Here is an 11,830-nt window from a genome sequence, read left to right as displayed (position 1 = left end):
CGTCCTTGATGCCCATCCGTGATCCTTCCCAGCAGAGGGGACACCTCATGCCAGACGGGTCACACCGGGGCATACACAATCTTTAGGACAGTCCCGCTCCGGTGGCCGCCGTCGTGGCCCCGGGATGCCTGGCCGCGGCCCCGGTGTGTGCTGCGGAGATCGTGGAGACAGCGACTGGCGGGGCATCCGGCGGGAGCATAACGATCGGCGGGGCCGCAGTGGGCGGCTCCCTCAAGTCCATCAACGCGGCAGAACACGGCGCACCCAGGAACTGGTACAACTGCGGAGCCTGTGCTATTGCAACCGACAGCACACTGGCGGGTAAACCCATGAAAGCATGGGACAGTGGTGTGTTGGCTCCTGAGGTGTTGGAAGAGTACTTCGGAAGTACATTCAAGTATCAAGAGGACGGTGCGGCAGGGGTCGCCAACGAACTGCTCAAGGCAGGCGATGGAGCACGAGGAGTGATTTTCGCCTGGAATGAGGGTGCGGATATAGGCCACTTCTTCAACGCGGTGAACCATGGTGGGAACGTGAAGTTCCTCGACGGGCAAGCAGGTGGATACGCTGACATGGACTGGGATCACTGGGAGCTCATGCACACTGGGGGTGGTGGACAATGATCACCCTGGAGGCGGCCACTCTGGCCGCACAAGAATTCGGGTCCCGTAACCTCCCCGAAAAAGATGGATTGGAATGGGGATTCCTCTTTCGAGGGATTTCGAAGTCCGGTCTCTACCTGTTCCAGATCACCGTCAGCCCACCGGCTCCGCGTGGAAGACCAAGGTTCGGCGGTAGCCCTGGAGTAGTCGTCGACGCTTATAGCGGCGACTGCCGCTACGTACGAGGCCACTCGGAGTACAAGGACCTTCTGCACGAGATAGCCGACGGCACCTCGTAACAGCCGGAACGCCCGTTGTGCCCTCCCCTTCCCGAGGGCACAACGGGCGTTTAAGCTCTCTAAGAAGGCGCAGAGGGGGCGGACATGCAGGCAGCGCTCGCCGCCGCCCGGTGCGATGCCCTCGCCTGGGTGGCCTGCCCCAAGGGCGGGAAGCTCGGCACAGACCTCAACCGCGACACTTTGGCCGCCGCGCTCAGCGAGCAGGGCGTGCGGCCCGTACGGCAGATCGCCATCGACGACACCTGGTCGGCGCTCCGGTTCCGGCCCAGCGGCTGATCTCCGGCACCACTTCACAGGACGATGACTGCGATGGCGTCGTAAGGAACTGCCCTGTCGTCGAGCGAGTGCTGATCCCGCTCGGTTTGTGGCAAGCCCTCGGCTGCCCCGTTCCCGGCAGTGCCCGCGAGGGTGTGCCAGCCGCTGTGGCTGCTGCTCGGTCGACGCTGTCCGCTCGGGTGAGCTCCGGGGACACGGGGCAGCAGTCGGCGTCCACGTTGCCAGGGCGGCGGCCGGCTCCGAAAACAGGAGGCTCTGGTCAGAGAGCGTGGTCGGCGAAGCTGCCACGGTGTACCAGTTCCGCGGCCGTACGGCCGCGCCGCCGCGCCAGGGCCTGGAAGGCTTCACGCTCGCGTTGCCAGTCCAGGGCCCGCTCGGCTGCCGTCCGGTGGATGTATTCATCCGGAGACAGTCCCAGGGCGGACGCGTGGGCGGCGATGGCGTCCTGCTCGCCGGGGGTGAGATCCACAACGGCCTCCTGGGGCTGGTCGGTTCGTCCGGCGGCAGCCGGGCACCGGCCACGGCCCGCGCCGGCCATGACGCTATCGCGTTGCGTCTCGCCCACGTAGGAGTCTGCCGGGTTTCACTAGCTCTAGACAGCCTTTATATGGGCTATGTAGAATACGAGTATGGGTAGTTTGCGTATGACCCTGCAGACCCAACTGGTACTGCGGGCCTTGCTGGAAGACCCCGCCAAAGAGCGCTACGGCCTTGAGTTGTGCGAGCTGGCGGGACTGCCGTCGGGCACGATCTATCCGATCCTTGCCCGCCTGGAACAGGTCGGCTGGGTGGACAGCACCTGGGAAGACCCCGCCGTACACGAGGAAGCCGGCCGTCCGCGCCGTCGCTTCTACCGGATCACCGAGGACGGTGCCGAGCGTGCGCGCGACGCCCTCGCCCGCGCCTACCGGACCCGCAAACAGCCCCTGCCGGGGTGGGCCGCCCGGCCGGCCGCCGACGGGGGAGTGTCATGACGGCCCGACGCCGGTTAGCACCGCGACCGTTCAGGCGCCGTTCCGCTGCCCCGTCCCTGGACGGCATCCTGACCGCCGTGCATGCGCACCACCCGGACGCCGACACCTGGCTCATCCGGCATGCCCACGATGAGGCCGCCGTCTGGCACGCGGGCCAGACCCGCCGCAGCGGCGACCCGTTCCTCACCCACTGCCTCGCCGTTGCCACGATCGTCGCCGATACCGGCATGCCGCCGGCCGTGATCTGCGCTGCGGTGCTGCACGACATCGACGACACCGCCTGCCCGCCGGGCCGCGTCGCCGAGCGCTTCGGGCAGGAGACCGCCGATCTGATCTCGGCCGTCCGCACCGCCAAGCTCGGCGCGATCCCGCTCACCGCCGTCCACTTCGGCACCACGAGGCCGCGGGCGCTCACGCCGACACGTGAGGAGGCCGTCCTGGCCATCCGCCTCGCCGACCGGTTGCACAACATGCGCACCATCGCCTTCGTCGCCCCGACCAGGCGCTACCTCGTGGCGCGTGAGACGTTCGAAGTGCTCGCGCCGTTGGCGCGCGCCGCAGGCCTGACCGACGTGAGTCGTGAACTGCACGACCTCTCCTCGGCCGTCCTCCGGCCCACCTCCACCGCGTTCGCGGTCACCACCCGCATGCTGGCCCTGCTGGCCCTGTTCCTTCCCACCCCGACGCGCGCACGGTGGAGCGAGGAATGGCGCGCCGAACTGGCCGCCCTCCCCACCCGCCGCACCCGCACCCGCTTCACTCTCCGAGTCCTGATCAGCACCCCCAGGCTGTCCTGGACACTGCGCCGTCCGGCCTGTCGGGAACGGCGACCGTGAGCACCGCGGCCCGGATCGGCGGTGTGCTGGGCGCGGCGGCCGCCGTCGCGATGGGCATGGCCGGTGGCGGCCTGTCCGCGTGGACGACCGGAGCACTCCTGGCAGGCGCCCTGGTTCTGGTCGCGGTGGTCCTGTTCATCCCCAGCGAGACACCGGCCCGCCGACTGGGTCAGCTGATCCAGGCATGGCGTATACCCACCGAAGCCTCCATCAGGCCTGAGCCGGTACAGCCCCCTGCGGTCCCACCCCCGCCTTTTCCGGACGGCAGATAAAGCGGTTCCAGTGCCGTGAGACACGAGCGAGGCCTGCCAGCGGTCGCACGATGTGCTCGCCTACCTGGACCGGGACCGCTTCCACATCGAGCACCTGTGGGCGAACCACCACCACCGCGTGCAGGAGGAGATCCCCGACCCTGTCGTCTTCCGCAGCCGCCGCAACCAACTCGGCGGCCTCGCCCTGCTGATGGGGCGCGAGAACTCCAGCACCAACGACCTGCCCCTGAACGACAAGGCCGTCTACTATGCTCGCAGCAACGTCCTGCTGGGCATCGCCCCCGGCTACGACCAGCGGAACCCGCTGCTGCGCGACTTCATCAAGACCCACAAGTTCGACAAATCCCTCAGGCCGTTCGGCCCCCGGGAGACGATGACCTCCATCGTCCAGACCCGCCAGGACCTGTATCTGAACCTGTTCGAACACATCTGGAACCCCGAGCGTCTGGGCCTGCCCATCCCCTTGCCCAGCGAACCAGGCAGCTCCGACCAGCCGCCTGCCCAGACACGCCCTGCCATCGCCCGGCGCAGGCCTGCTGCCGTGCGCCGCCGCACGGACGTCGCCAGAATGGTCGCAGCCCAGATCCTCACCGCCGGCACACGGATCGTGCTCACCTACCGCTCCACCGACCACTGGGCCACCATCGACGAAGACGGCGGTATCGTCCTCACCGCAACCGGCGGCACCCCCTACGGCCGGGTCGACGAAGCCGGCGCTGTCGCCCGCGGCACCAAGACCTGCCAGGGCATGAACGAATGGCACATCGAAGACGAGGAGGGGGCGCGCATCAGCCTGCGAACCCTGCGCGATCGCGCGATGGCCTCCGGCGCCCTGTAGCAGCACCCCGGATAAACGATCTTGAATATCGGGCGAGCCGGCTCGGTCGACGAACCTGCGTCTCGTTGACCAGGCCGCCCCGCTCACTGAGCCGGCGCGTTACGGAGACGATGTCGGGACGGTCAGGCAGTTGAGAAGCTCCACGGCGGCGGCGGTCGCGTCCTGCTGGAGGGCCAGGTCATCCACAAGGGTCCCGGTGTCGCAGTAGTCGTCACCCAGCATCGTCACGACATGGACCCATGCGCCGCCGCCGGTTGCGTACTCACGCCAGACCCTGCCGACCGTCGGACTGTCGTGAACCACTCTGTTACGCCTCCTGACGGCGGCGTCGATGAGGTCAAGCGCCGGTGGCCACTCCGTGTCGCAGAAGCCGTCGATCTTCTGCCGTATGTTGTGCACCAGCCGCCCCGCCGGCTGGTCGGTACGGGCAGCAGGGTCGAGGCGGGAGAGGATCCTGCCGAGCACTGCCTCGGTCTCCGCGGCCTGCACCACCACCAGACCCCGGAGCCGGTTCAGTTCCGCGGCCTCACCGTCGTCCCAGTACGCGGTGTCGGGGCGATGATCGGGGTACCGGTCGGCCTGGACGGTGCTCCACGCGATGGCACGTATGCCGTAACGGGGTGACTCGTTCGTCATTCGACGAAGTATCAGCGCTCTTTGCACCATGAGCCAAGCAGTTTCCCTCATACGCCAACTGGACGTGTATTTCCAGGAGTTCGGCGTATCCGCCAATGCGGTGACTTCGCGGGTCCCGCTCTCGCCGCTGGTGGGGTGGCGGTGCGCGCATCGTGGCCGTGTGTGTGGGGGGAGAGAGACGACTTGGCGCCCCCGCTCGGCAGCCGGGCGACCAGGCCGACCACAGGGGAGGCGTCGCGGATGCCGCCCACCAGGTCGCCACGCGCATCCAGCCGGCCTTCGGCGCGGGCCAGCGGGTCGCTTCCTGGCACAGCGTACCCACGGCGCAAGGCCGCGTTCTTGACGACGGGCGGAGCACACGCTGCGGCTTGTCCACGGGACCCCGTACGCCGAGTATGTCGGCATGATCGAACGTGACCATACGCCGAACGTCGGGACCGGACTGCTCGGAGCGAACTTCAGCCGCCGCAACCGCCAGGCACCCACCGACGACCATGCCGGCACCGGCCGGTGGATCGCCATCGACGAGTCCAGCTACGACGGTGATCAGCTCCACAACGGCGACCGCTACATGATCCTGGGTTCAGTAGCCATCGACGATGCTGACGCCGCCACGATCCTGGACACCCTGCGACGCGAGGCGGGGATACAGAAGTCCGCGCCAGAGGTGAAGTTCCAGAAGATGTTCGCCGGCGGAGGAGCCAGCCAGCGCCGCCGCCTCCTGGGCGAACTGCTGGCCCCCGGCGGGGCCCTGCACGACCGTGCCTCGGTGTATGTGATCGACAAGCACTACTTCGTTGCGGCCAAACTCGTCGACCTCCTGCTGGAGGAACGGTTCAACACCCTGGGCTACGACATCGTCAGCAACGGCATGGCCCGGCAACTCGCCCTGGACCTGGCCACCGAAGGACCCCGTGCGTTGGGCCGTGCCGGCTTCGACCGGCTCATCGCCACCGCCGTGGGCTTCTTCTCCAAGAGGAACCGCACGGGCGACCACGTCAGTGTCGACGATCTCTTCACCGTCTTCCAGGAGTCCCACGCCTACGCCCGCCGCCGCAAAGCGCCCCAAGCGAAGAAAGCGGCAAAAGTCCTGGAAATGCTGCGCAAGACCCGCCCGGAAGCCGAGAAATTCGCCCGTGAGCGTCCGGCCAAGGCCACACCGACCGGAGAACACGGACTGCTCGATGACTCTATGGACCCCCTCGTCACGGCGGTGCCCACGGTCATTCTCCACGCCTCGATGCGATACGGCGGCAAGCTCCAGGTCCTCGCTGACGACCAGCGGCTACTGACCGACGACAAACTCGACGTCCTGGAGCGCGGGGCCACGGCCGTGGGCGTCGTTCACGGCCTCATCAGCGGAAACCACCTCCAGGATCTGGTCCGCGGCCGATCGGAGGACCACGCCTCTCTCCAACTCGCCGACCTGGTCGCGGGCGCAGGCCGGGCGGTTGCACGCTGGCACGACGGCCAGGACGATCCTGCCGGACATGACCTTCACCCGGTGGTGGCGCCGCTGGTGGATCCCGACGGTCTGCTGATGGACGAGGAGCCTGAGGACTTCGCGAGGGCCGACACCATCCGTAGGAAGCGCCGCTGACGCCAGCGCTGCTGTCGCCCCAAGAACGTCGAGAGCTGGCGCCACGAGGTCGTGCCCGTTCGCGTCCCGTGCCCGGCTCCGGCCGCTGCTCGGCTGAAGGGACGGCCTGCCGGGCTGCAGTGCCGTGGTCCGCCGCTGCCGCCTGTTTCGCCGATGATCATGTGCCCGCGTCAGTCCCTCCAGGCCGCCGCCGCACCGAAGCCCTCCATCACCAGTCTCCGGCACGCTGCCGCGCCGCCTGTACAACGCACGGCGGTCACGCGCACCCCGATGTCATAATTGAGACGCATGTTTGAATTGGGATAGGAGGGACTCGTGCCACCCTACGAGCTTGCCAACCGCCTGGTGATCGGGATCGCCTCCAGCGCCCTCTTCGACCTCGCAGAGGCGGACGCTGTCTTCCGTGAACAAGGAGAAGAGTCCTACCGGGCCTACCAGGAAGAGCACCTGGAGGACACTCTGAGCACGGGGGTCGCCTTCCCTTTCATCCGCCGCCTGCTGTCTCTGAACGATCTGAGCTCACCCGACGATCCGCTGGTAGAGGTCATCGTCCTGTCGCGCAACGACCCCGACACCGGGCTGCGGGTCATGCGGTCCATCGAGGCGCACGGCCTGGCGATCAGCCGGGCCATCTTCATGCAGGGGCGCTCGCCCTACCGCTTCATACCGGCCCTGAACATGTCTTTGTTCCTGTCCGCGAACGAAACTGATGTCCGCGAGGCGGTCGCCCTGGGTCTACCTGCGGGCCGCGTGCTTGGCCCCGCGGCAGCCGATGACACCGGCGACCAGGATCTGCGGATCGCCTTCGACTTTGACGGAGTCCTCGCCGACGACTCCTCGGAGCAGGTCTTCCAAGCCGATGGCATCGAAGGCTTTCGTTCCCACGAGAGCGTGAACGCTGCCACGCCGCACGACCCGGGCCCGCTGCGAGACTTCCTCGCCAACGTCAACCGGCTCCAGCGGCGGGAAGAAGAGCAACGCACCACAGACCCGGACTACAAGATCCGCGTTCACGTCTCACTTGTCACCGCCCGCAACGCACCTGCCCACGAACGTGCGGTGCGCAGCCTGAAGGGATGGGGCGTGACCGTCAACGACGCCTTCTTCCTCGGCGGCATAGACAAGAGCAAGATCATGCAAGTGCTCAAGCCCCATATCTTCTTCGACGATCAGGTCAGCCACTTGGCCGGAACCTCCCGAAGTACCCCCAGCGTGCACGTTCCCTTCGGCAAAATGAACGAATGAGACCCGGAGGGAGGGGCCTCTCCCGCGACGCTTCGGCCACCGCTACGGGCTGCAGGACACAGTGAAGGATCCCTTGGCCAGGGTCTTGGCATAGGTGCATGCGCCAGCGGGGGGAGAGGCTGCTGCTCGCCGGCGCATGCGGCTGCCGACAGCCCAGGCTGAGCGATCACGCAGGTCTGGCCCGCTCATCCCGGTCTCTGGTCGGACGGGGCATCGGCTTCCAACGAGGCATCCAGAACGCAGACATGGGCGGTGATGCCTTGCCCGCCCAGATCGGCTGCATGCTGACGGAGTTCTTGCCGGAGCCGGTCCAGGTTACGGCGGGCTGACTGCGCGCGTCGGCTGTCGCCGGTGTCCCAGGCGCTGCCACCGAAGTAGACAGCCACATACACGCCCGTCGTCCCTTCCGGGCCTTGCAGGTAGCGCAGGCCGAGCTGGTCCCGGATGGCGGTGACGACCTGTCTGTGCCAACTGCACTTCACCTCGCCAGGCACGGACAGCGCCTGGCCACCGGTGGTGTGGGCGACGGCCAGCAGGTCGGGGATATCGCCATCGGTTTCCGCAAGGCGCGGGTTGATCTCGACCTCTCGCAAGACGGCCGCCCTCTCCCGCAGCCGACGCTCCAGCTCACGGGCCAGCCAGGTCGACACCTCGCGCTCTTCCGCGGGCACATAGCTGATCCAGTCGTTGTCCCGGCGCTGGCGATGCCAGAGCTGGGCGCGCAGCGCCCGGTCGGCACGCAGGTCGTCAGCGATGTCCCCCAGCGCCTCGGCGATCACGGCAGCGAGCTGTTCCCGGGACCCGATGATCCGCCGGGAGGGCGAGGTGAGGACCTCCTGAATCTCCTGGACGGTGGGGGGCAGCCATGCCTGGGCTCGCACGGTGTCCCGCATCTGCACCGCGTCCGCGTGCAGCCACACGCTTCCGGTCTGCGAGGCGAGGTCGTCCAGGATGGCGGCGTTGTCCAGGGAGGGCTGCGCGATGAGCGGGCCCACAACGGTGGAGGCGAATTCGTCGACAGGACTGCTGCGCACGATGCGACCGGGAGCCACCTGCTGCCGAGGAAGTGCCCGGTGCGCCCACAGGTACAGCCGTCCGCGCTGCGACGGGGTCAGAGCGGACCAGGCGTTGTTCGCGTTCCTGTGGGCCTGGTCGATGATGTCCCGCGCGAGTCGGACGTCGTCCTCGAAAATCTTGATCAGGCCGTTGAACACGGACGTCGTCATCGGGCACGCGGCCAGGCAGGCACCTGACGCCACCGCGGTGTCCCGGTCAGCGGAGGCATCCGTGTCGTTGTCCGCACAGGCGCTGCGTTGCAACAGACCCAGAGCTGTTTTGGCCGTCTCTACGGGCAGCGCTGCGGCGGCGATGTCGAGAAGCGCGGCCAGGGCTTGGCCCGAGGGGTGCCGCCCCTCGTTGAGGCGGTCCAATGCCTGAGCACTGAGTTGCGGCAGTCGCATATGCCTTTGCTGGAAGGCGACGGCAGCCACGTCCGAGGTCATCGTCTGTGCGAGAAACGCGATCGTGGCGCCCTCGTCGTACGCGGCGGCCCGCTTAAGCGCCGAAGACAGCAGTATGTAGCCGCCCGGCACCTCCCACAGACCCGGCAGCCACTGCAGCCAGTGGGCGGCCGGCACACGGTCGAGCAGGGTACGATCGCAGGCCTCGATCACCTGGCAGGCGTCGGTGATGAGGTCGGCGCTGACCTCGTCCGTGGCGTCCGGGCCGGTACACAAAAACGACAGGGCCCGCTCGGCGACGGCATGTTGCTGGGCTTCGGTCAGGGCAGGCCAGGCGGGTACAGGCCGTGGTCCGCCCGAAACGGCCACATCACGGTGCAAGGCTCGCATCAATGCGGCGAACTCCGTCTCGCCCAGGGCATCTTCGGCACTCCAGTGCCGACTGTCGCCTCGTCCGGGCACCTGCCGCTGATGGGCGCGTTCGGCGCGCGTGGTGGGAGCGAAGCGCGCGGCCAGAGCCTCCCACCGTGGGGTGGCTGCCTCGGCCGCAGCAACGACTCGGGCTGCGTCCTGTTCATCGACGGCGTCCGCCAGCACATCCAGGGCGAAGAACGCCGGTGCGCTGCTGACGTGCTCCGCCCTGACTTGTCGCAGGTCCTCCAGCCACCACTCGACATCCTCGACGCGCAGCATGCCCACGTCCCGCATCCGCGCCGCGACCGCATACCCGTTCCCCGCCTGATGCACCAGATCCTTCACCAGCTGCTGGCGCCGCTCCGGCTTCAGCGCGGTGATCTCCTCGGCACTGACCCCCTGCAGCGAGCGATTCGCGGCCCACTGCGCATCCAGCAGCCTTGCACCCACACGCCATGCACTGCTGCCGACCGGAGAAGTCTGGACGGCCACCCAGGCGGTGCGGCCGAGCATCCGCCGCACCGCAGGATCCGCATGAGCACCCGAGGAGAGGGGCGCTGCCCATGCGTCAAGATCTTCGATGCTGCACCGGCCCGCCTGCGCCTGACGCGCCAGCATGGCCACCACCCGCCGCCCCATGCTGCTGCGCGGTGCCCGGTCGACCTCCGCCACCGCCCCCAGCAGCCACGGCATATCGACGTGCCCCGGCCACAACACGGGCAGCAGCTCAGCGCGCACCGGCCAGGGCCGTTCGGCATCCGCGGCAAGGCGTCGGGCCCGGTCAAGGACCTGGGAGTCCTGGGTCCCCTGAAGGGCCCGGGCAGCCCATTCCGCCGCACGGATGTGATCGTCGTAGTCTGCTCTGCCCCGCCCGGCGACGATCCCTTCGATCAGGTCCATGAGCTGCACGTCAAGCTCACGCAGCCCGGTTGCCTGGACAACGAGGGCGGCTTCCTGCTGCTGCCATGCCGGCCGGCCCGCCCGCAGCAGAGGGGCGAGCTGCGCGCCGAGGCCGGCATGCAACAGCCCGGCGTAGCCGGAGCGAATGCCCGGCATTGGAGCGACAGACAACTTCGCCACGATCGCCCCGGCCACCCGGGCCCGCTCAGCCTCCGAAAAACCCCGCAGATCGGCCTGCATCAGCACCTCGGGCTCCGCAGCGACCAGCCACTCCACCACATCGGCACGCAAGGCCGCCAACCACGCCGCAACTCCTGCCAGTTGTGGCAAGACCCGGTCCGGGCGCGCCGGATCGGCCAGCAGATTTTGCACGCTCGCCAAAGGCAGTCCCTCACACCGCCGCGCGGTGAGGAACTCTTGGACGCTGCGATGCGTCCACGCCCTGCCCGCTCTGCCATCCGTGAGCAGCGCGCTGTCGAAGACGGCGTCGAGCGCATCGAGGGACTCTTCGGCATCGGCCACGTCGTCCAGGCCCAACACCCCCTCCTCCTGCAGAGGCCGGGCCCGCCGGATCAACTGGGCGCATCCCGACAGCAGGCTGACCGCAGCCAGCTGCTGCGCGGCCGAAAGTCGCTGCCTCAGCGGCGGGCCCTCCCGGCCCTGATCCGCTCGGTCCGCGTTGGCCTCCGCGGCCAGCCCTTCAACGCCCAGAGCGTAGATGTGCCTGCGCTGCGCCGGCATATCCCCTTTCACGTACGCCGCCAGCAGCAGACGAAGCGTCATGGGGGAGGCCGCCAGCAACTGCACCCCGGCCCTCTTCAGCGACGCAACAAAGCCGTCCGGGTCGGTGAGCTCCGTGGCCGCGGCCTGCCGGATGTCCCGCATCGTCAGTGGTGCCAGAACCAGTGCCATCGAGGCTGAACCGGGCCACCATCGGGCGAAAGCCGTCTCCAGTCGTCCCCGCCACACCGACCTCCTGCTGGTGATCAGCACACGCAGGCGGTCGGGATCGAGCCGGGCCAGCTCCCGTTCCAGCACATCAGCCAGGTTGCCGATGGCGAACAGCGGCTCGTCGAAGCCGTCGAACGCCAAGCTCAGATCGCCCGGCGAACCAGCCCCACGCCACCTGGCGACCGCGTCACGGACCGCCTCCCGCACCTCGCTCGCGGTCAAGAACTCCCGCAACAGGATGGGTTCGACATACTCACCCGAAGACCTCCTCCGCAGGATCTCCTTCTCCAGTTCGGACGATTTCCCCGCCCCCGGCTCACCCAGCAACACCAGCGCCCGACACGCCGCGAAGTCCCTCAGCTCCTTCAAATGCCCATTGACGAAGCGCGCGTAGTCGTCACGCGGATCGGGCAGCACACCCCCGAACAACTGGGTTTCGGCTTGCTCCGGTCCCCACCACCGGCTCCACACAAGCTGATCGCCAGCAACAAACCCCACTGAACCCCCCTTGTCCGCTTGCACGCCCG

General features: G+C 68.0%; 11 protein-coding genes. 8 read left to right on the top strand and 3 right to left on the bottom strand.

The window, feature by feature from the left end; all coding sequences use genetic code 11:
- Positions 1-161 precede the first annotated feature (161 nt).
- On the top strand, positions 162-623 hold the full coding sequence (locus ACFY0K_RS43760; RefSeq protein ID WP_390644621.1) for a toxin glutamine deamidase domain-containing protein: 462 nt from the start codon (positions 162-164) through the stop codon (positions 621-623).
- Between the two features lie 362 nt (positions 624-985).
- Entirely contained in the window at positions 986-1,177 is a 192-nt protein-coding gene (locus ACFY0K_RS43755; RefSeq protein WP_390644620.1) for a hypothetical protein, read from the top strand.
- A 259-nt stretch (positions 1,178-1,436) separates the two neighbouring features.
- Here the strand turns inward: ACFY0K_RS43755 and ACFY0K_RS43750 are convergent, their stop codons facing one another.
- Complete coding sequence (locus ACFY0K_RS43750) at positions 1,437-1,646, bottom strand: hypothetical protein (RefSeq protein ID WP_390644619.1); 210 nt, start codon at positions 1,644-1,646, stop codon at positions 1,437-1,439.
- Positions 1,647-1,821: 175 nt separating this feature from the next.
- Between ACFY0K_RS43750 and ACFY0K_RS43745 the strand changes: the two genes are divergently transcribed.
- From ACFY0K_RS43745 to ACFY0K_RS43730, 4 genes are all read left to right on the top strand, one after another.
- Entirely contained in the window at positions 1,822-2,151 is a 330-nt protein-coding gene (locus tag ACFY0K_RS43745) for a PadR family transcriptional regulator (protein ID WP_390644618.1), read from the top strand.
- A 77-nt stretch (positions 2,152-2,228) separates the two neighbouring features.
- Complete coding sequence (locus ACFY0K_RS43740; protein ID WP_390644617.1) at positions 2,229-2,987, top strand: HD domain-containing protein; 759 nt, start codon at positions 2,229-2,231, stop codon at positions 2,985-2,987.
- Positions 2,984-3,259, top strand: a complete 276-nt coding sequence (locus ACFY0K_RS43735) for a hypothetical protein (RefSeq protein ID WP_390644616.1) — start codon at positions 2,984-2,986, stop codon at positions 3,257-3,259. The genes ACFY0K_RS43740 and ACFY0K_RS43735 overlap by 4 nt, the downstream gene beginning before the upstream one ends.
- Positions 3,260-3,311: 52 nt before the next feature.
- Positions 3,312-4,097, top strand: a complete 786-nt coding sequence (locus ACFY0K_RS43730; protein ID WP_390644615.1) for a hypothetical protein — start codon at positions 3,312-3,314, stop codon at positions 4,095-4,097.
- Positions 4,098-4,196: 99 nt separating this feature from the next.
- On the opposite strand, the gene ACFY0K_RS43725 is transcribed toward ACFY0K_RS43730, so the two are convergent.
- Positions 4,197-4,763 carry a hypothetical protein gene (locus ACFY0K_RS43725; protein ID WP_390644614.1) on the bottom strand — a complete coding sequence of 189 codons (567 nt, stop codon included), beginning with the start codon at positions 4,761-4,763 and terminating at the stop codon, positions 4,197-4,199.
- Between the two features lie 373 nt (positions 4,764-5,136).
- Between ACFY0K_RS43725 and ACFY0K_RS43720 the strand changes: the two genes are divergently transcribed.
- Positions 5,137-6,333, top strand: a complete 1,197-nt coding sequence (locus ACFY0K_RS43720) for a DUF3800 domain-containing protein (RefSeq protein WP_390644613.1) — start codon at positions 5,137-5,139, stop codon at positions 6,331-6,333.
- 315 nt (positions 6,334-6,648) lie between these two features.
- Entirely contained in the window at positions 6,649-7,578 is a 930-nt protein-coding gene (locus ACFY0K_RS43715) for a 5'-nucleotidase (RefSeq protein ID WP_390644612.1), read from the top strand.
- Between the two features lie 185 nt (positions 7,579-7,763).
- Here the strand turns inward: ACFY0K_RS43715 and ACFY0K_RS43710 are convergent, their stop codons facing one another.
- Positions 7,764-11,825: an NACHT domain-containing protein gene (locus tag ACFY0K_RS43710; RefSeq protein WP_390644611.1), complete on the bottom strand. Its 4,062-nt coding sequence runs from the start codon at positions 11,823-11,825 to the stop codon at positions 7,764-7,766.
- Between the last annotated feature and the right edge of the window lie 5 nt (positions 11,826-11,830).

The organism is Streptomyces sp. NPDC001507, from assembly GCF_042894765.1.
Lineage (GTDB): Bacteria > Actinomycetota > Actinomycetes > Streptomycetales > Streptomycetaceae > Streptomyces.
This window is presented reverse-complemented; position numbering and strand designations above follow the sequence as displayed.